19 protein-coding genes are annotated in these 18,012 nt (G+C 64.0%); 11 read left to right on the top strand and 8 right to left on the bottom strand.

The genetic code is table 11. The annotated features are described in order from the left end of the window. Window positions 1-157: 157 nt before the first annotated feature. The 3 genes from AACW18_RS01220 to AACW18_RS01210 form a co-directional block, all read right to left on the bottom strand. Window positions 158-550, bottom strand: coding sequence for a DoxX family protein (locus tag AACW18_RS01220; RefSeq protein WP_218292719.1), 393 nt, complete (start codon window positions 548-550; stop codon window positions 158-160). Between the two features lie 84 nt (window positions 551-634). Then, window positions 635-1,321: a pirin family protein gene (locus tag AACW18_RS01215; RefSeq protein WP_218389917.1), complete on the bottom strand. Its 687-nt coding sequence runs from the start codon at window positions 1,319-1,321 to the stop codon at window positions 635-637. Between the two features lie 30 nt (window positions 1,322-1,351). Next, window positions 1,352-1,684, bottom strand: coding sequence for a hypothetical protein (locus AACW18_RS01210; protein WP_218330031.1), 333 nt, complete (start codon window positions 1,682-1,684; stop codon window positions 1,352-1,354). Between the two features lie 255 nt (window positions 1,685-1,939). Between AACW18_RS01210 and AACW18_RS01205 the strand changes: the two genes are divergently transcribed. Both AACW18_RS01205 and AACW18_RS01200 read left to right on the top strand, forming a co-directional pair. Beyond that, entirely contained in the window at window positions 1,940-2,854 is a 915-nt protein-coding gene (locus AACW18_RS01205; RefSeq protein ID WP_218389916.1) for a LysR family transcriptional regulator, read from the top strand. Window positions 2,855-3,296: 442 nt separating this feature from the next. Next, window positions 3,297-4,061: a helix-turn-helix domain-containing protein gene (locus AACW18_RS01200; RefSeq protein WP_042653407.1), complete on the top strand. Its 765-nt coding sequence runs from the start codon at window positions 3,297-3,299 to the stop codon at window positions 4,059-4,061. Window positions 4,062-4,216: 155 nt separating this feature from the next. Here the strand turns inward: AACW18_RS01200 and AACW18_RS01195 are convergent, their stop codons facing one another. Then, a complete protein-coding gene (locus AACW18_RS01195) occupies window positions 4,217-5,002 on the bottom strand; it encodes a UTRA domain-containing protein (RefSeq protein WP_218389915.1) in 786 nt (261 codons plus the stop codon). Between the two features lie 239 nt (window positions 5,003-5,241). Here AACW18_RS01195 and AACW18_RS01190 point away from each other — a divergent pair, with 239 nt between their 5' ends. The 6 genes from AACW18_RS01190 (at window position 5,242) to AACW18_RS01165 (ending at window position 10,549) form a co-directional block, all read left to right on the top strand. Next, the gene (locus AACW18_RS01190; RefSeq protein ID WP_084228333.1) at window positions 5,242-6,288 is read left to right on the top strand and encodes an ABC transporter substrate-binding protein; all 1,047 of its coding nucleotides are present in this window, start codon (window positions 5,242-5,244) and stop codon (window positions 6,286-6,288) included. 9 nt (window positions 6,289-6,297) lie between these two features. Beyond that, on the top strand, window positions 6,298-7,137 hold the full coding sequence (locus tag AACW18_RS01185) for an alkaline phosphatase family protein (RefSeq protein WP_218389914.1): 840 nt from the start codon (window positions 6,298-6,300) through the stop codon (window positions 7,135-7,137). Continuing rightward, the gene (locus AACW18_RS01180) at window positions 7,137-8,033 is read left to right on the top strand and encodes an ABC transporter permease (protein ID WP_218389913.1); all 897 of its coding nucleotides are present in this window, start codon (window positions 7,137-7,139) and stop codon (window positions 8,031-8,033) included. Before AACW18_RS01185 ends, AACW18_RS01180 begins: the two co-directional genes overlap by 1 nt. Further along, window positions 8,026-8,802, top strand: a complete 777-nt coding sequence (locus tag AACW18_RS01175; RefSeq protein WP_218389912.1) for an ABC transporter permease — start codon at window positions 8,026-8,028, stop codon at window positions 8,800-8,802. The genes AACW18_RS01180 and AACW18_RS01175 overlap by 8 nt, the downstream gene beginning before the upstream one ends. Before the next feature lie 6 nt (window positions 8,803-8,808). Then, window positions 8,809-9,816: an ABC transporter ATP-binding protein gene (locus tag AACW18_RS01170; protein ID WP_218389911.1), complete on the top strand. Its 1,008-nt coding sequence runs from the start codon at window positions 8,809-8,811 to the stop codon at window positions 9,814-9,816. Window positions 9,817-9,889: 73 nt separating this feature from the next. Next, window positions 9,890-10,549 (top strand): HAD family hydrolase, encoded by a 660-nt coding sequence (locus AACW18_RS01165; RefSeq protein ID WP_218389910.1) that lies wholly within the window; start codon window positions 9,890-9,892, stop codon window positions 10,547-10,549. Window positions 10,550-10,564: 15 nt separating this feature from the next. Here the strand turns inward: AACW18_RS01165 and AACW18_RS01160 are convergent, their stop codons facing one another. After that, on the bottom strand, window positions 10,565-12,127 hold the full coding sequence (locus AACW18_RS01160) for a sensor domain-containing diguanylate cyclase (RefSeq protein ID WP_218389909.1): 1,563 nt from the start codon (window positions 12,125-12,127) through the stop codon (window positions 10,565-10,567). 167 nt (window positions 12,128-12,294) lie between these two features. Between AACW18_RS01160 and AACW18_RS01155 the strand changes: the two genes are divergently transcribed. Together AACW18_RS01155 and AACW18_RS01150 are read left to right on the top strand one after the other, a co-directional pair. Continuing rightward, window positions 12,295-12,735, top strand: coding sequence for a DUF2214 family protein (locus AACW18_RS01155; protein ID WP_218389908.1), 441 nt, complete (start codon window positions 12,295-12,297; stop codon window positions 12,733-12,735). Window positions 12,736-13,053: 318 nt separating this feature from the next. Beyond that, on the top strand, window positions 13,054-13,965 hold the full coding sequence (locus AACW18_RS01150) for a DMT family transporter (RefSeq protein ID WP_042653417.1): 912 nt from the start codon (window positions 13,054-13,056) through the stop codon (window positions 13,963-13,965). Window positions 13,966-14,126: 161 nt separating this feature from the next. Here the strand turns inward: AACW18_RS01150 and AACW18_RS01140 are convergent, their stop codons facing one another. Together AACW18_RS01140 and AACW18_RS01135 are read right to left on the bottom strand one after the other, a co-directional pair. Further along, window positions 14,127-15,002, bottom strand: a complete 876-nt coding sequence (locus tag AACW18_RS01140) for an AraC family transcriptional regulator (protein ID WP_218389907.1) — start codon at window positions 15,000-15,002, stop codon at window positions 14,127-14,129. After that, window positions 14,999-15,487, bottom strand: a complete 489-nt coding sequence (locus AACW18_RS01135; protein WP_218389938.1) for a GNAT family N-acetyltransferase — start codon at window positions 15,485-15,487, stop codon at window positions 14,999-15,001. Before AACW18_RS01135 ends, AACW18_RS01140 begins: the two co-directional genes overlap by 4 nt. Window positions 15,488-15,650: 163 nt before the next feature. Between AACW18_RS01135 and AACW18_RS01130 the strand changes: the two genes are divergently transcribed. Then, entirely contained in the window at window positions 15,651-17,096 is a 1,446-nt protein-coding gene (locus AACW18_RS01130; RefSeq protein ID WP_218389906.1) for a catalase, read from the top strand. A 502-nt stretch (window positions 17,097-17,598) separates the two neighbouring features. Here the strand turns inward: AACW18_RS01130 and AACW18_RS01125 are convergent. Beyond that, window positions 17,599-17,916, bottom strand: a complete 318-nt coding sequence (locus tag AACW18_RS01125) for a YnjH family protein (protein WP_042653421.1) — start codon at window positions 17,914-17,916, stop codon at window positions 17,599-17,601. Window positions 17,917-18,012 lie beyond the last annotated feature (96 nt).

The following is an 18,012-nucleotide window of genomic DNA, read 5'->3' as shown; positions in this document are numbered from 1 at the left end:
ATGGGATTGTCGGGGATCGGGGGGGAAGATGCAAAAGGCGCTTGCGGCCGCCGATCACGGCGTCGGCACAATTCCGGATAGGGGGCTCTGGCGGGCATAAAAAAGCCGGTGCTGCTGCACCGGCCAAAGGCGTTGGAAAACTCGAACTATCAGGCTATTACCAGTTTTTGCCGAGACGGGCATCCAGGCTGAAGGCCCCCGCACCGGCCGCCGCCAGGGCCAGGAAGCCACCGGCGATGGAGAGGTTCTTCATGAACATCAGCATCTGCATCTGTTCGGCAGGCTGATAGTGGAAGAGGAAGGCCGCCATCAGGGTGAAACCGGCAAGCAGCACGGCGATGCTACGGGTAAACAGGCCCAGCACTATGGCGAGACCGCCACCCAGCTCCAGCAGGATCACCAGCGGCAGCACGGCCCCGGGCACGCCCATGGCTTCCATGTAACCCTGGGTACCGGCATAACCGCCGATCTTGCCCCAGCCCGCAATCACAAACATCAGCGCCAGCAATACACGACTCACCAGCAGTGCCACGTCTTTCATCTTGTCCATCATCAGATTCCTTTGATTACCCATAACTGTGTTAATAGTGTAAGACCGAATTGTTAACTCATTCATTTCGCCAAGATTTATTTATCAGGGAAGATCAAATAACAGGGCCTCACTGGCCTGGGAGGCGGTGAGCACCCAGGCCTGCTCGTCACGGCTGAGCAGGCCATCGCCGGGTCGGGCAGCCAGACCGTTGCCAGTCAGCTCCCCCGAGATCATATGCAGGTAACCATGCCGTCCTTGCAATGCCCATTCGAGGGTCTCCCCTGCGGCAAGTTGCAGTCGCCATACCTTGGCCTGCTGGCGGATCCTGAAGGATCCTTCCTCACCCTCGGGTGACGCCACCAGCGTCAGCCCGGGCTGGGCTTCTACCTTCTTCTGCTGATAGCCTGGGGTAGTGCCGTATTCATTCGGCTCGATCCAGATCTGCAACAGGGAGAGTGGCTCGGTCTGCGAGGGGTTGTACTCGCTGTGCCGGATGCCGGACCCTGCGCTCATCAGCTGGAAATCCCCGGCCGGGATCTGCTCGGCATGACCGAGGCTGTCCCTGTGCTCTATGGTGCCTCTCAGCACGCAGGTCAGGATCTCCATGTTGGCATGAGGGTGGGTGGCGAATCCGCCACCCGGCGACACCAGATCCTGATTGATGACCCGCAAGACCGAGTGTCCCATCCAGTCCGGGTCATAGTAGTGCCCGAACGAGAAGCTGTGACGCGCGTCCAGCCAGCCAAAGTTGGCATGACCTCGCTCTTCTGCGGCTCTCAATTTCATCATGGTGTGCTCCTCAAATATCGATACGGTTGATTAACGCTGGCGACCGCCACCCACCCCGTACGGGATGCGGTAGCTGCTGCTCTGATCACCCAGGCTGACCGTCAGGTTGCCCTGGGTGCGGCTCGGGATCTTCACCTGCTGGGTGCCCGTCAGGCTGGCGTGGACGGATGCCAGCACATCGCCAGACTCGTCACGCACCTCCAGCATGGGGTTGGCAGGGCCGTCGACGGCGGCACTGGCCTGCCAGTTGACAAACAGGACCCCAGGCGCGGCGTTGAAGTCGGCGGGGACACTTGCCTGGGCGGCACCAGCGGTCATCAGGCCTGCGACGGCCAGCATCTTGATTACGTTTTTCATGCTCATTTCTCTCTTGAATTGTTATGTCATTGATAGGCCGTTCGGCCTGGGCCAATGCCTCCATGCAAGAGACTATTCAAATATTATGTTGTTCTTTTACTGACGACTGACCACCTGTTTGAGAGGGGTCACAGCCTTGAACTGCACTTATTTGGTCGCTGAACCATCCTGTCCGAGCGGTGATTGAATAATAGAGTCGCTTGTCTTAACTTGTTAGCGAGATAATCTGGCAAACATATTCAAAAAAATTGAAGGGGAGATATGGCCAAAGATGGGAACAAGGAGCGGGCGCTGACCCTGGAGGCCATCCGGGTGCTGGATGCCATCGAGCGCCGTGGCAGCTTCGCGGCGGCCGCCGATGAACTGGGCAAGGTGCCGTCGGCGCTGAGCTACACGGTACAGAAGCTGGAAGACGAGCTGGGCGCCATGCTGTTCGATCGCAGCGGCCATCGCACCAAGTTCACCCCGGCCGGGCGCATGCTGCTGGAGCGGGGCCGGATGCTGCTGGAGGCCGCCGAGCATCTGGTGGGGGAGACCCGGGCCCTGGCCCGTGGCTGGGAGACCGACATCACCATAGCCGTCGATGCCCTGGTGCCGCTGCAGGCACTCTACCCGCTGGTGGAGCGCCTGGCCGAGCTCACCGACACCCGGCTGCGGCTGCGGGCCGAGGTGCTGGCGGGCAGCTGGGAGTGCCTGGAAGATGGCCGCGCCGACCTGCTCATCTCCTCCCTCAACCCCGACATCATGCTGACCGGCATCAAGCACCAGCCGCTGCAGGAGGAGGTGATGCTCTATGTCGCCCACCCGGATCACCCGCTGCACCAGGAGCCTGAGCCCCTGGCGGACGATACCCTGCGCCGCTACCGCGCCATCGCCATCGCCGACTCGGCCCTGCGCAAACCCGTGCTCACCTATCGGCTGCTCGACAAGCAGCCGCGCCTCACCGTCAGCACCATGAGCGAGAAACGCGACGCCCTGCTGGCCGGGATCGGCGTGGGCACCATGCCGTTGAGCTGGATCGAGGAGGACATCAAGGCGGGGCGCCTCAAGGTGATAGGCCCGGAGTATCGCCATCAGATCCAGGTCGTGCTGGCCTGGCGGCGGGATACCATGGGCAAGGCCAAGAGCTGGCTGGTGCGGGAGATCCCCAAGCTGTTCCCCTGCAAGGGGGAGTGAGCCCTATGGTTTGAGCCCGGATCCGGGGGAAAGTGTCGAAAAATGCGCCCCATCCTTGACGACAGGCTCAGATTCGGACAAAAGAAAAAGCGGACCTCTTGCGAGTTCCGCTCAATGCCAGGAAAGAATAAAACCTTGCGGTTAAAAAAACCCTTAAATTGGAAGCAAACAATCGTTTTCTCAACCAGGAAGGTCATGAATCCGATTCGAGTTGAATTATGTGCGATGTATTATGCATCACCAGCAAAATGTTGAAAGGTTGAAGGATATGCACCGTAGAGTGTCATTATCTGCCACCTTGCCTCATAACTGGTCAGGCCATTTCAGCCGTTTTCACCGGGTTTATTTCCTCTGGTTTTTACAGGTGTCAAAATCTGAGCCCAAAACAGAAAAATAACTCACTTTCTGACACGACTAAAAATGCAGATAAAGGAATAGTTGCATGACCTACAGCCAGACCCTGGCCAACCATGTTCTCGACACCCTGAAGAAGACCCTGACCGACAAGGGGATCCGTTACCAGACCCTGGCCGAGGCCATGGGTGTCTCCATCGCCACCATCAAGCGGATGATGAACAAGCCCTCCCTGCCGTTCGATACCCTGCTGGAGATCTGTCACCTGGTGGGACTGTCCTTCGAGGAGTTGCTGGACCGCACCCAGGATGCCCAGAGCCGCCGCGCCGTCTTCACCCAGGAGCAGGATGAGGCATTCCACAAGGAACCCGGGCTCTACGCCTTCCTCGCCAACATCTTCTGGCGCGACAAGACCCTGATCGATCTGAAGCGGGAGTATGGCCTGACCGACGCCTCCTGCTACCTCTACCTGCGCAAGCTGGAGAAGCTCGGCATACTGCAGCTCGGCATCGACAACAGCTACCACTTCCTCATCAGCGAGCGCATCAGCTTCGAGCAACACAGCCGCTTCGCCCGCCAGCAGGCTAGGCAGGCCATGGCGGTGCTGGGGGACTATCTGGTGGAGAACATGCACAAGTCCAACAACTACATGGCGCTCTGTCAGCTCCACCTGGACGAGGCCGAGGCGCTGGCGCTGATCGACCGCATGAAGGAGTACTGGCATCAGGAGCTCAAGCTCAACCGCCCCGCCATCGGCCAGCGGGAGGGCAGCAAGACCTACACCATGTCGCTGCAGCTGGCCGACTGCGGCTACCAGAGCTTCGACGACCTGATCCCCAACATCGACAACTGATCCCGCAGGATCCTGCCGGGATCCGCTGCGCCTTCCTCACCTGTTATCCGCGTCTGCCGCCTCCCCTCGCCGGGCGGCGGCATGGCACGGCCATCCAGGCTGATGCGGATCGCCATTGAACCCTCCCGCGTCGCCTGGATAGCCCCCGAGCGTCCCTAATCCAGCATCGGTTCCTGCAGGCGCCTCCCGTTGGCGACTTGCAGGGCCCGGGTATCAAGGCTGATGCGGATCGCATCGGGGCGCCAGTGCTCTATGTCGCAGTCCACCAGCCCGCCCCGCTCGTCGTAGTTGACCCGCACCAGCCGCAGCACCGCGCTCCCCTCCGCCAGGTTGAGGGCGCGGGCGATGGCGCCCCGCGCCGCCGAGGGGGTGATCTCCAGACTGGCCCCGCCCTGGCCTATGCCATAACGCTGCTGGTATAGCTCGGTGAGGGAGCTCGCCAGCGGCGCGCCGGCGATATCGGGGAAGCGGCTGGCCAGCAGATGGTGGCTGACGTGCAGCACGGGGCGAGCGTCGATCAACCGCAGCCGGCGGATCTCGTAGAGCGGGGTGAAGGGGGCCAGCCCCATCCAGTGGCACAGTTCGCTGCTGGCCAGGGCGCCGCCGTGGTCCAGCACCCGGGTCTCGGCCACCCGCTGCTGCTCGCCAATCCACTGGTGGAAGTGGGTGTGGATCGCGGGATCGTAGGTGAGCCTGGGCGGCGCCACGAACCAGCCGCGCCGCTCGGCCCGGTAGATCAGGCCGTCCGCCTCCAGGCTCGAAAGCGCCTCCTTGATGGTGATGCGGGTGGTGGCGAAGCGCTCGCTCAGGGCGCGCTCGGCGGGCAGCTGCTGCCCCGCCCCCAGCTGGCCGCTGCCGATGTAGCGGCGCAGGATCTGGCAAATCTGTTCACTCTTGGATGGCTCTCTGCGGTTGCTCACTGTCGGGTCCCTGTGGCTCATGGCTGGCATAGACCAGCCGCTATCGACTCTGGGTTGTAACCCGGCAGGATGACAGCCCCATGACAGGATCGCCGTCATCAAGCGGCCATCCCGTTGCCCCGCCATCGTCGAGTTGACGCTCATTGGCAACCCGGCCGGGAACCGTCATCAAACTGCCATCAAAGCGCCCCGCCACCGTCATATTTCCCCTCTAGCATCCCTCTCGAACCTTAACTGACCTAGTCCAGAGGGATGGGATGATGAAAATCGTGATCGCAAGTGCACTGGCCATGGCGGCCATCAGTCAGCCACTGTTTGCCGCCGACAACATCGCGGATCTGGAGAAAGCCGCCCGCGGCGAAGGCCAGCTCAACAGCATCGGCATGCCGGACAGCTGGGCCAACTGGAAGGACACCTGGCAGCAGATCGGCAGCGTCTACGGCATCAAGCACCAGGACACCGACATGAGCTCGGCCCAGGAGATCGCCAAGTTCGCCGCCGAGCGGGACAATGCCACCGCCGACATCGGCGACGTGGGCGGCGCCTTCGGCCCGGTCGCGGTCAAGCAGGGGGTCACCCAGCCCTACAAGCCCTCCACCTGGGCAGACATCCCGAACTGGGCCAAGGATGCGGACGGCCACTGGATGCTGGCCTATACCGGCACCATCGCCTTCCTGATCAACAAGGATCTGGTCAAGGCCGCCCCCACCAGCTGGCAGTCCCTGCTCGGCGGTGACTACAAGGTGACCCTGGGGGACGTGGGCGTCGCCTCCCAGGCCAACAACGGCGTGCTGGCGGCGGCCTATGCCACCGGCGGCAGCGAGAAGAATCTCAAGCCCGCATTGGAGTTGTTCGGCCAGTTGGCCAAGCAGGGCCGCCTGTCGCTGAACGACCCGACCATCGCCAACATCGAGAAGGGTGAGGTGGAGGTGGGCGTGCTGTGGGACTTCAACGCCCTCAACTACCGCGACCAGATAGACCCGAACAAGTTTGCCGTAGTGATCCCGAGCGACGGCTCCGTCATCGCCGGTTACACCACCATCATCAACAAATGGGCCAAGAACCCCAACGCCGCCAAGCTGGCGCGGGAATACATCCTCTCCGATGCCGGTCAGGTCAACCTGGCGCGCGGCTACGCCCGCCCCATCCGCAGCAACGTGGTGCTGCCGGATGACGTCAAGGCCAAGCTGCTGCCGGCCGAGCAATACGCCAACGCCAAACCGGTCAGCGATCATGCCGCCTGGGAGCAGAGCTCCAAGGCCCTGCCGCGCCAGTGGCAGGAAACCGTCATGATCAACATGCAGTAAGGAGTGCCAGTGCAACACAAGGTGATACTGGTACTGGTGGATGGCCTGTCTGCCGAGGTAGCCCATGCCATGGGCTACCTCACAGGCATGGTGGAGGCGGAACGCGGGCTGTTCACGACCCTGAGCTGCGCCCTGCCCTCCCTCTCCCGGCCGCTCTACGAATGCATCCTGACCGGGGTGCCGCCAGTGGCCAGCGGCATCACCCACAACGGAGTGAGTCGCCTGAGCCAGCACGAATCCATCTTCCATCTCGCCCGGGCCGCGGGCAAAAGCACCGCCGCCGCGGCCTATCACTGGGTGAGCGAGCTCTACAATCGCAGCCCCTGGCAGGTGGCCAGGGATCGCTTCACCCAGGACGAACAGCTGCCGATCCAGCACGGCTGCTTCTACTGGGACGACGGCTACCCCGACAGCCATCTGCTGATGGACGGCGAGTGGCTCAGGACCCAGCATGACCCCGACTTCCTGCTGATCCACCCCATGGGGGTGGATGATGCGGGCCACCGATTCGGGCTCGATTCCCGCCAGTACCGCAATCAGGCGCGGCGCATGGACAGCCTGCTGGCCGACCTGCTGCCCCAGTGGCTGGCGGAGGGTTATCAGGTGTTGGTCACCGCGGATCACGGCATGAACGAGGATCTGAGCCACGGCGGCACCCTGCCCGAGGAGCGCAACGTGCCGCTCTGGCTGTTTGGCGACGCCTTCGTGAGCCACTGGCCCGAGGGGCCGGATCAGCAGTTGCAACAGACCCAGCTCTGCGCCCTGATGGCCGAGCTGCTCGGGGTTGCCCACGACAAGCCGCGTGGCCCCCAACTGCTCAAGGCAGCCTGCCTGCGGGAGGTGCACTGATGATGCCTGCCAGCACGCGGATCCTGGCGGATCAAGACGCGATCCCGCGCCCCGTCCGTCGCCACTGGCTGCCAGCCCTGGTGCTGCTGCCCTTCGCCCTGTTGCTGATCCTGTTCCAGCTCGCCCCCATGGTCTGGGTGCTGGTAGGCAGCTTTCAGACCCCGGATGGCTGGGGCCTGGGTTATTACCGGGAGATCCTCAGCTCCCCCTTCTACCTGCAGTCGTTTGGCAACTCCCTGCGCATCGCCGGCATCGCCAGCCTGGCGGGGCTGGTCATTGGCACGCTCGGGGCGGCGGCGCTGCGCCACAGCGGCGAGCGGGTCAAGCGGGTGCTACTGGCGTTTGTCACCATGACGGGGAATTTCAGCGGCGTGCCGCTGGCGTTCGCCTTCATCATCATCCTCGGCATCAACGGCGCCCTCACCCTGCTGCTCAAGTCCTGGGGCTGGATCGACGGCTTCAACCTCTATTCGGGCGCTGGGCTCATCCTCATCTACAGCTACTTCCAGATCCCCCTCGCCCTCTTGCTGCTCTACCCGGCCTTCGATGCGCTGCAGGATGACTGGCCCCAGGCCGCCGCCCTGCTGGGGGCCAGCAAGCGGCAGTATGTGTGGCACGTGGCGCTGCCGGTGCTGACCCCGGCCCTGCTCGGCACCCTGATCATCCTGTTCGCCAACGCCGTGGGGGCCTATGCCTCCGCCTACGCCCTCACCACCGGCAACTTCAACCTGGTGACCATCCGGGTGGCGAGCCTGGTCTCAGGCGATATCTTCCTCGAGCCCAATCTGGCGGCGGCGCTGGCGGTAATCCTGATGCTGCTGCTGGGAGTGGTGACGGCCGCCAACCAGTGGCTGCTGAAAAAGAGCTATGTGAACAAGGGGAACAAACATGCATGACCTGACACCGCGCTGGCCCAGGTGGGTGCTGGGGGCGCTGGTCATCACCCTGTTGCTACCGCTGCTGGCCACCTTGCTGTATTCGATCTCTACCCGCTGGGGGGCAACCTTGCTGCCGGATGGCCTCACCCTCGACTGGTATCTCAAGCTGTGGGGAGATCCGCGCTTCCTCGCCGCCTTCGGCCGCAGCCTGCTGGTCTGCTTCGCGACCCTGCTGCTAGGCACCCTGGTGCTGGTGCCGACCGTGCTGGTGGTGGCCTACTACTTCCCCCGGCTGGATCCCTGGATGAACCTGCTGATCCTGCTGCCCTTCGCGGTGCCGCCCGTGGTCTCCTCGGTGGGGCTGCTGCAGATCTACTCAAGCGGCCCGCTACCCCTCATCGGCACGCCCTGGATCCTGATCGGCACCTGGTTCACCATAGTGCTGCCCTTCATGTACCGGGCACTGGCCAACAGCCTGCAGGGGGTGCCGCTCAAGGATCTGATGGATGCCGCCCACCTGCTCGGCGCCAGCAGCGGACGCGCCTTCGCCCTGGTGGTGCTGCCCTGCCTGCGCAAGGGGCTGCTGGCGGCGCTGTTCCTGTCACTCTCCTTCCTGCTCGGCGAGTTCGTGTTCGCCAACATGCTGGTGGGCACCCGCTATGAGACGCTGCAGGTCTATCTCTACAACATGAGATCCACCTCGGGCCACTTCACCAGCGCGCTGGTGATGAGCTACTTCCTGCTGACCCTGCTGCTCACCTGGGCGGCGAACAGATTCCATCGGTGATCCAACATGTTCCATCTAGAAGTAAGCCAACTGCACAAGTCCTACGGCGAGACCAGGGTCTTTGAGGGGATCGAATTCGGCATCCGCAAGGGGGAGCTGGTGACCCTGCTCGGCCCCTCCGGCTGCGGCAAGTCCACCCTGCTGCGGGCCCTGGCCGGGCTGACCCCGGTCGATGGCGGTCAGGTGCGGGTCGCCGGTGAGGATATCACCTGGCAAGCCCCCCAGAAGCGCGGCATCGGCATGGTGTTCCAGAGCTATGCCCTGTTCCCCAACATGACGGTGTGGGACAACGTGGCCTTCGGCCTCAGAATGAAACCCCAGCCGGGGCGGGAGCTGACCGCCAGCGTGCGGGAGGCGATCGGCCTGGTGGAGCTGGATGGCTTCGAGCGCCGTTACCCGAGCGAGCTCTCCGGCGGCCAGCGCCAGCGGGTCGCCCTGGCCCGCGCCCTGGTGGTGCGGCCACGGATCCTGCTGCTGGACGAACCCCTGTCGGCCCTGGATGCCCGCATCCGTCGCAGCCTGCGCCTGCAGATCCGCGAGATCCAGCAGCGGCTCGAGCTGACCACCCTGTTCGTCACCCACGATCAGGAGGAGGCGCTGACCCTGTCGGATCGGGTGTTCCTGATGAACGAGGGCGCCATAGTGCAGAGCGGCAGCCCGGAGCAGATCTACACCAGACCCGCCAGCGCCTTCGTGGCGAGCTTCATCGGCCACTACAACCTGCTGACCCCGCAGCAGGCCAGTACCCTCTGCGGCCCGCGCACTCATACCCAGCTGGCCCTGCGGCCCGAGTCCATCAACCTGCTGCCGGCGGGCGCCCTGAGCCAGGATCCCAGCCTGCCCGGCATAGTGCGCCAGCAGCAGTTGCTCGGCAACGTCATCCGCTACCAGGTGGAGTGCGCGGCGGGCCTGCTGACGGTGGATCTGCTCAACCGCTCGGCCCGGGATCTGCTGGCGGTGGGCACCACAGTCACCCTGACGGTCGCCCGGGATCAGCTGTGTGAGGTAGCATAACCCCTTGGCGTGCACTCTCTTTTCACCGGTTGCGCCGCCAGCGTGACCGCCGTTTTAATAGCAAGGAGCCGATATGGCACTGGCACTCTTTGATTTGGACGAGACCCTGATTGCCGGGGATTCCGCCAGCCTCTGGCTGGAGCACATGGTGGCGCAGGAGCTGGCCCCGGCAGCCATGGTCGCCGAGGAGCAGGCCATGATGTCCCTCTACCATCAGGGCAAGATGGACATGCACCAGTACATGGCCTTCACCCTGCAGCCCCTGGTGGGCAAGTCCCGCCACTGGCTGGATCAGCAGTGTCAGCACTTCGCCGAGCGGGTGCTGCGGGAACGGATCTATCAGGAGGGGCTGGCCCGCATCGAGTGGCATCGGAAGCGCGGTGACGAGCTGGTGCTGATCTCCGCCTCCGGCGAGCATCTGGTGGCGCCCATGGCCCGCATGCTGGGGATGGATCACTGCGTCGCCATCCTGCTGGAGGAGCAGCAGGGCATGCTGACCGGCCAGACCAGAGGCACCCTGAGCTTTAGAGAGGGCAAGGTGGCCCGCATCGAGCAGCTGTTCGCCGGCCAGGCCGGACTCTGGCAGGAGAGCCACGGCTACAGCGACTCCCACAACGATCTGCCGCTGCTGCGGGCGGTGGCCCATCCCCATGCGGTCAACCCCGCCCCCAGCCTGCGCCAGGTCGCCGAGGCGCTGAGCTGGCCGACCCTGAGCTGGCGGCTGGCGGCCTGAAAACAGAAGAGACCCTCAGGTCTCTTCGTTGCTCAGCAGGCTCCCCTGGGGCGAGACGTCCTCGGCCGGCCCGGGCGGCTGGCCGAGGTAGATGCGGTTCTTGCCATCCCGCTTGGCGCGATACACCTCGGCATCGACGATCTCCAGCAGGCCCTTGGCATCCAGACCGGACGCACTGGCCACCAGCCCGCCGCTGAAGGTCAGCCTGAGGCCGGGTTCGCGCCAGTCCAACGAGGTCACCCCGAGCCGGAACTGCTCAAGCAGCATCAGGCAGAAGTGCACATCCGACTTGACCAGCAGCACCATCAGCTCCTCGCCGCCGTAGCGGCAGACCCAGCCATGATCCCCCAGCAGCTGGTTGCCGAGCGCGGCCACCCGCTTGAGCACCACGTCCCCGGTGTGGTGGCCGTAGGTATCGTTGACCCGCTTGAAGTTGTCGAGATCCAGCATGGCCAGGCAGAAGGGCTGCTGCTCGAGCAGCAGGTGCTGCAGCCGCTCATCGAAGAAGCGCCGGTTGTAGAGGCCGGTCAGCTTGTCCATGTTGGCCTGCTGGCGCACCTCATGATAATCCTTGCTCACCTCGGCCAGCTCGGCATAGACCCGGCTGAGCTCGCGCATCCCCCCCTGAGGCACATCGTCGGGGCGCAGGCGGCTGGCCCGGATCATGGTCGAGATCTCGTCGAGCATGCGTCTGAAGTTGCGGGCCCAGAGCAGGGCCAGCAGCACATAGAGCACGCTGGCCAGCACCACCACCCCCAGCACGTTGAGGGAGGCGCTCGTCACCACGGCCTGCACGCTGGCCGCGGGCTGGACGCTGATCAGCACCCAGTTCCAGCGGGGCAGACGACGGTAGGCCACGTACTGCCGGGACTCGGCATCCAGGAAGATGCCCTCATTCTGGCTGAACTGGGCGCGCCACTGGGGAGAGGGCATGGACTTGAGCAGCCGATCGGGATCCGGCCCCGCCAGCACCTTGCCGGACGAGTTGATGATCATCTGATAACCCGAGCCCGGCTGGCGATTCAGCTGGGCCGAGAAGGGGGCCAGCACGGCATCGATGGCCAGCACGCCCTGCACCCTGCCCTGCTTGTCCACCAGCGCCCGCGCCAGGGAGACCATCAGTATGTTCTGATAGTCGCCATAGCCCTGATAGGGTTCGGTCCACACCATCTGGCCCACATGCTGGCTGGCCAGCTGGTACCAGGGGCGGGACCTGGGATCGTACTCGGCGGGTACTTCAGGCGCGGGGTAGATCAGCATGTTGCCCTGAGCTGTGCCCACATAGGCATAGCTGAGATCGGCGATGACGCCCTTGTAGAGCGCCCACTCCCGCAGATAATGTTCCGGGTTCAGCAAGACAGGGCCGCTGAAGTCCTCGACCTTCACCCGGTCGTAAATCAGGATAAACTGGCGTTCAAGCTCGTTGAGATAGGGCTCGATGAAGGTGTGCTGCAACTGCTGATTGGTGGTGAGCAGGCGCTGCTGCAACTCGCTTTGCAGGCTGCGTTCCATGTGCAGGTAGTAGATACTGCCCAGCATCAGCACCGGCAGAAACAGCAATACCAGCCCCAGTCGCATGCGAGCAACCAGGGACCAGTTTTGCGTGGTAACAACCCGCTTGTCGCGCTTGGCCAATCCAGGCCCCCGGCTACCGTAAGATGTGATGTAGTGTCAGAATATCAGCCCCGCCTGATGGCGTCCAAAAGGAAGCTTGTGATGAGGTCGACGAGAGGGAACTCGCTCAGATGTTGAACCCGGATCTGTTGATGGCGCTGCACTATTGCGCCGTGATCACCCTGACCGGGGCCGTGACCTCGGTCTATTTCCTGTTCCGGCGCGGCATGTCCATCGATCAGGTCCGCAAGCTGCTGCTGGCAGACAGCCTGGCGGCGGTGGCGCTGTTGCTCATCTTCATCACCGGCGTCTTGCTGCTGCTCGCCCACCCGGTGGCGCCGGCCACCCTGCTCGCCAACCCCGGCTATCGCACCAAGCTGCTGCTGTTCTTCGGCATGGCCATCAGCTTCGGCTATCCGAGCCGGCTGTTCCATCACTGGCGCCGCTCCCTGCGCCAGGGGCGCCCGCCCCTGGTCTCCATCCAGCAGCAGTTCTGGGTGATCTGGATCCTGCGCGGCAACCTGCTGCTGCTCGCCCTGCTGCCCTTGCTGGCCAGGATTGCCAATGGCTGAAGCGTTGCAGGCTGATCTGGCTCCTGCGCACCATTCTGCTACCGCTCGCCCTGTTGCCCTTACTGGCCAGGATCGCCAATAGCGGAGAACACTCTGGATCCTGCACACCGTTCTGCTGCTCGCCCTGTTGCCCTTGCTGGCCAGGATTGCCAATGGCTGAGCACTATCGGGATCCTGCATCGCCATGGTGCCGCGATTGACCTCCTCCCCCTCGATCCAAAGATGCAAATCGCTGGCGACAAAGTCCCCCGCACGAGGGTATCGTGGCAAGGGGGCTCAGGAGTGCCTCTTCTACCGCCTGCTCAGGGATGAATCCGTATGCGTTCGAACATGATGTTATTGATGGCCGCCGCCATCTGGGGACTGGGCTTCGTCGCCCAGCGCCTGGGGATGGATCACATGGGGCCTTTCACCTTCAACGGCCTGCGCTTCCTGCTCGGCGCCGCCTCCCTGCTGCCGCTGCTGTGGTGGCTCAAATCGCGCCAGCCTCGGCCGCAACCCGGGCAACCGTCCGGCGATCACCGGTTGCTGCTGACCGGCGGCCTGCTCGCCGGCACAGTGTTGTTCAGTGCCGCCTCCCTGCAGCAGGTGGGACTGCTCTACACCACGGCCGCCAAGGCGGGCTTCATCACCGGCCTCTACATCATACTGGTGCCCGTCATCGGCCTGGCCCTGCGCCACAAGACCGGGACCAACACCTGGGTCGGCGCCCTCATTGCCATGGCCGGGCTCTACTACCTCAGCGTGACCGAAGACTTCAGCATGGGTTACGGGGATCTGTTGCAGGTCGCCGGCGCCCTGTTCTGGGCCATCCATCTGCTGGTGCTGGATCACTACTCGAACCGGGTCGCGCCTATCCGCCTCGCCGGGGTGCAGTTTGTGGTGTGCGGCCTGCTCAGCCTTGGCACGGCGTTTGTCATAGAGACGCCGACCCTGACGGGCGCCGTGGCGGGCTGGCAGGCGCTGCTCTACGCCGGCCTGGTGTCGGTCGGGATCGGCTACACCCTGCAGGTGGTTGGCCAGCGCGGCGCCCATCCGGCCCACGCCGCCATCATCCTCAGCCTGGAGACGGTGTTCGCCGCCATAGGGGGCGTGCTGCTGCTCGGCGAGACCCTGGACGAGCGAGCCGTCGTCGGTTGCAGCCTGATGCTGGCGGGTATGCTCATCTCCCAGATCCGGCTGCGCTGGTGGTGGAAATCCCGTCGGGACAAGGTGCCCAGCCAGTCTTGACGAGCGCGTCATCATCGGCCGGTTGCAACCTGATGCTGGCGGGCATGCTCATCTACAAGATCCGGCTGCGCTGGTGGTGGAAATCCCGCCGGGACAAGGTGCCCAGCCAGTCCTGAATGCAACGAGGCGCCCGTGGGCGCCTCGTTGCTGTCGGGAGCGGCCTAGCCTCTGACGCTGGAGCAGAAGCTGACGTCGTCGCGCAGGGGATCGTCACTCATGCTGTGATAGAGCTCGAAGCAGGGGCCGTCGCTGAACTCCAGCCCGGCGGCCACCACCTCGCCGATATGCTCCTGCCACAGCACGCCGTACTGGCTGCGATCCGTGATGAGATAGCGGGACTGGGCATAGCGGCCGGCGGGGATGAGCTGGCTCTCCACCTCCCCCTGGGTCGATGTGCCCGCCGGCACCGTCACCCCTATGTCGGTGCGGCACAGGGCCGGCGCCGTCACCTCGGGGTTGTCGTGGTAGATGAAGATCCACTCCGCCTCCGCCAGCCCGCGCGCCGCCGCCCACTGATAGAGCCGCTGGCAGACGGGGCCATAGCCCTCACCATAGGGGCCGGTGACGCGAATATAGGCCAGGGTGCGGCCACTCATCTGTTCGGTTTTCATCCTGAAACTCCTCTCGTTTGACACCCCCTCATCATGACCGGCGGCCGGCTCGGATGCGTGTCCATACTTGCTCTCCAGGTGTCCAGCCTTGCTGTTTGGCAGCCGCTCCGGGTGGCTGCGCACCTCACCCGGGGTCATGGCAAACTGCTTGCGAAAGGCCTTGGCGAAGGCCTGGGAGCTGGCGAAGCCTGCCGCCAGGGCCACGCTGGTCACCGGCGCCAGGCCGTAACGCAGCGCCACCGCGGCCCGCTCCAGCCGCAGCCGGCGCTGCATCTCGCCGGGGGACTCGCCGGTGACGGCGGTGAAGATCCGGTGAAAGTGGTAGCAGGAGAGGCAGGCCAGGGCCGCCACCTCGGTCAGGCTCAGCTCGGGATCCTGCTCCAGCGCCCGGATAGCGGGCCGCAGGCGGGCACGATAGTCGATCATGCTACACGTACTCTCCCCATATGGAGCGCATCCACGAAGCGCCCCTGCCGGAACGCATAGGCGGGCGCGCAGCCCTCCTGCTCGAAGCCGAACTTGCGATAGAGCGCGATGGCGGGGGCGTTGTCGCTGTAGACCGTCAGCTCGAGCCGCTGCAGGTTGAGCCAGTTATCCGCCAGATCCACCGCCGCCCCCAGCAGGGCCGAGCCCACGCCACGGCCGGCACAGTCATCCCGGACCCCCATGCCGATGCCAGCCACATGGCGACGACGTGGATTCGGCTCGAGCCAGAGCCCCAGATCGCCGACCAGCAGCTCATCCACTATGGCCACCAAGCCGTAGCCGCTACGCTCCGCCAGCCGTTGCTGCCACATGGCCAGGGTCGGATAGGGAATCTGCAGGGTGCCTGCCTGAGCCTTTGGCATGGCATAGAGATCCCGCAGCCCCTGGGCATCCCCGGCCTCCGCCTGACGAATCCTGATATCAATCATCCCCTCTCCTCCCTGATCCATGAACGTCCGTCCAAAATAGCGCCCTTTGTGTCCGTAGCCAACTCCATTAGGGCTACCTATCAAACACTTAGAGCTGACCGATTGGCCCCGCTCGCGCCCCTTGCCGTATCGTGCCTCCATCATCACAAGGAGATGCCCCATGACTGACAAGAGCCTGCATAGCGCCAATGGCGCCCCCGTCGTCGACAACAACAACAGCCTCACCGCCGGCCCCCGTGGCCCTGTGCTGATGCAAGACATCTGGTTGATGGAGAAGCTGGCGCATTTCGATCGGGAGCGGATCCCGGAGCGAGTGGTTCACGCCAAGGGCTCCGGCGCCTACGGCACCTTTACCCTGACCCACGACATCAGCCGGTTCAGCAAGGCCGACCTGTTCAACAGCGTCGGCAAGCAGACCCCGGTGTTCCTGCGCTTCTCCACCGTGGCCGGGGAGAAGGGCGCCGCCGATGCCGAGCGCGACGTGCGCGGCTTCGCCTTGAAGTTTTACACCGAGCAGGGCAACTGGGATCTGGTGGGCAACAACACCCCTGTGTTCTTCATCCGCGACCCGCTCAAGTTCCCGGACTTCATCCACACCCAGAAGCGGGATCCGCGCACCAACCTGCGCAGCGCCACCGCCGCCTGGGATTTCTGGTCCCGTCACCCTGAATCCCTGCACCAGGTCACCATCTTGTTCAGCGATCGCGGCATCCCCAAGAGCCTGCGGGAGATGAACGGCTACGGCAGCCACACCTTCAGCTTCATCAACGACGCCAACGAGCGCTCCTGGGTCAAGTTCCACTTCAAGAGCGAGCAGGGTCACAGCTTCTACACGGATGAAGAGGCCGCCGCCGTGGTCGGTCAGGATAGGGAGAGCAGCCAGGCGGATCTCTACAACGCCATCGAGCGGGGCGACTTCCCGCGCTGGAAGGTCTATGTGCAGGTGATGCCGGAGGCGGAGGCCCACAGCTACCACATCCACCCCTTCGATCTCACCAAGGTGTGGCCTCACGGTGACTACCCGCTGATCCCGGTCGGGGTGCTGGAGCTGAACCAGAACCCGGACAACTACTTCGCCCACGTGGAGCAGGCGGCCTTCACCCCGGCCAACGTGGTGCCCGGCATCGGCTTCTCGCCGGATCGCATGCTGCAGGGTCGGCTGTTCTCCTATGGCGATACCCAGCGCTACCGCCTCGGGGTCAACCACGGCCTGCTGCCGGTCAACGCCCCCCGCTGCCCGTTCAGCGGCGCCCATCGCGATGGCGCCATGCGCAGCGACGGCAACGGCGGCGCCAGCCCGAACTACCAGCCGAACCGCTTCGGTACCCAGCAGCCGAGCGAGCAGCACGAGCCGGCACTGAGCCTGGAAGGGGCCGCCCTGCACTACGACTTCCGCGACTACGACAGCGATTACTACAGCCAGCCGGGCCAGCTGTTCCGCCTCATGGACGAGGGGCAACGCTCGCGCCTCGCCGCCAACCTGGCCCGCTCCCTCATCCAGGTGGAGGATGACGCCATAGTCGCGGTCCAGCTCAGGCACCTGGAGCAGGCCGATCCGGAATACGCCAAGCGGGTCGAGCTGGCGCTGGCCGCCTTGCAGCGTTAGGCCGCCGGCATGCAATATAAAAGGGGGGGCCATCAGGCCCCCCCTTTTTATGCACTTATTTTTTATCTTGGCGCGCAGCCCAGACTTGCCTGCTGCGCCTGATGAATAAAAAACGGAGCCCTGAGGCTCCGTTTACCGATGCTGTTTCAATCCCGAACGCAGCGCCTTCGCGCTCTGCCCGTTCCCGACCCAACAGGCGCTGGTACCACAAACTACTGCGACGACGTTGGATTGGATAAAGGGAGGAAGAGCGACGCCCGGTCTGAGGAATAAAAAACGGAGCCCTGGGGCTCCGCTTACCGATGCTGTTTCAATCCCGAACGGAACGCGCTTCGCGCTCTGCCCGTTCCCGTACCAACAGGCGTTTGTACCACCAACTACTGCGACGACGTTGCATATTGGAAGAGCGACGAGCCATTTCTTAGGTCCCAGCCAAGAGAAGAAAGAGCCGCATTATGCGACAGAGATCACTTCCATGTCTGTAGCTGGATCAAGAAAAGCCTCACTGGCCCACGCTGATCGTCTCTCTATTGGCGGCCCCTTCGGCGGCGGGCAGACGCACCACAGGCTCGCGCCAGGCCAGGGGGCCGTTGCTCTCCTGCGCGTTTTGCGGGCCGCACTCCAGCCAGCCGTCGCCCTGCTGGATGCGGGCACCGAGGGAGTATTTCTGATCCTGATACCAGCAGACCCGCTCCGGCAAGGCGCCAAGCGGCAGCACCAGCTCCGCCCCCACCCCATGGCTGAGGGAGTTGGCGGCCGGGGCGGCGAGCACGGGGGTGAGACCCGTCAGGGCAAACAGATAAAACGCGGTTCTGAGCATGAGATGAAACCTGTGACGACGAGGGGGAGATCCACTAAAGCGACCATCATTGTCGCCGACTTGACCAATAAATATCGGCTCATCTGGCATTCCGGG

Source organism: Aeromonas sp. sia0103, assembly GCF_963895295.1.
GTDB classification, from domain to species: Bacteria; Pseudomonadota; Gammaproteobacteria; order Enterobacterales; family Aeromonadaceae; genus Aeromonas; species Aeromonas encheleia.
The sequence above is the reverse complement of the archived record's forward strand: the minus strand, read 5'-3'. Positions and strand labels throughout refer to the sequence as shown.

Coding starts and splice junctions, on each gene's coding strand:
- AACW18_RS01205 (WP_218389916.1), top strand. CDS start 1,940: ATGGCCAAAGATGGGAACAAGGAGCGGGCGCTGACCCTGGAGGCCATC.
- AACW18_RS01125 (WP_042653421.1), bottom strand. CDS start 17,916: ATGCTCAGAACCGCGTTTTATCTGTTTGCCCTGACGGGTCTCACCCCC.
- AACW18_RS01200 (WP_042653407.1), top strand. CDS start 3,297: ATGACCTACAGCCAGACCCTGGCCAACCATGTTCTCGACACCCTGAAG.
- AACW18_RS01150 (WP_042653417.1), top strand. CDS start 13,054: ATGCGTTCGAACATGATGTTATTGATGGCCGCCGCCATCTGGGGACTG.
- AACW18_RS01155 (WP_218389908.1), top strand. CDS start 12,295: ATGTTGAACCCGGATCTGTTGATGGCGCTGCACTATTGCGCCGTGATC.
- AACW18_RS01175 (WP_218389912.1), top strand. CDS start 8,026: ATGCATGACCTGACACCGCGCTGGCCCAGGTGGGTGCTGGGGGCGCTG.
- AACW18_RS01130 (WP_218389906.1), top strand. CDS start 15,651: ATGACTGACAAGAGCCTGCATAGCGCCAATGGCGCCCCCGTCGTCGAC.
- AACW18_RS01160 (WP_218389909.1), bottom strand. CDS start 12,127: ATGCGACTGGGGCTGGTATTGCTGTTTCTGCCGGTGCTGATGCTGGGC.
- AACW18_RS01170 (WP_218389911.1), top strand. CDS start 8,809: ATGTTCCATCTAGAAGTAAGCCAACTGCACAAGTCCTACGGCGAGACC.
- AACW18_RS01215 (WP_218389917.1), bottom strand. CDS start 1,321: ATGATGAAATTGAGAGCCGCAGAAGAGCGAGGTCATGCCAACTTTGGC.
- AACW18_RS01140 (WP_218389907.1), bottom strand. CDS start 15,002: ATGATCGACTATCGTGCCCGCCTGCGGCCCGCTATCCGGGCGCTGGAG.
- AACW18_RS01220 (WP_218292719.1), bottom strand. CDS start 550: ATGGACAAGATGAAAGACGTGGCACTGCTGGTGAGTCGTGTATTGCTG.
- AACW18_RS01180 (WP_218389913.1), top strand. CDS start 7,137: ATGATGCCTGCCAGCACGCGGATCCTGGCGGATCAAGACGCGATCCCG.
- AACW18_RS01165 (WP_218389910.1), top strand. CDS start 9,890: ATGGCACTGGCACTCTTTGATTTGGACGAGACCCTGATTGCCGGGGAT.
- AACW18_RS01195 (WP_218389915.1), bottom strand. CDS start 5,002: ATGAGCCACAGGGACCCGACAGTGAGCAACCGCAGAGAGCCATCCAAG.
- AACW18_RS01190 (WP_084228333.1), top strand. CDS start 5,242: ATGAAAATCGTGATCGCAAGTGCACTGGCCATGGCGGCCATCAGTCAG.
- AACW18_RS01210 (WP_218330031.1), bottom strand. CDS start 1,684: ATGAGCATGAAAAACGTAATCAAGATGCTGGCCGTCGCAGGCCTGATG.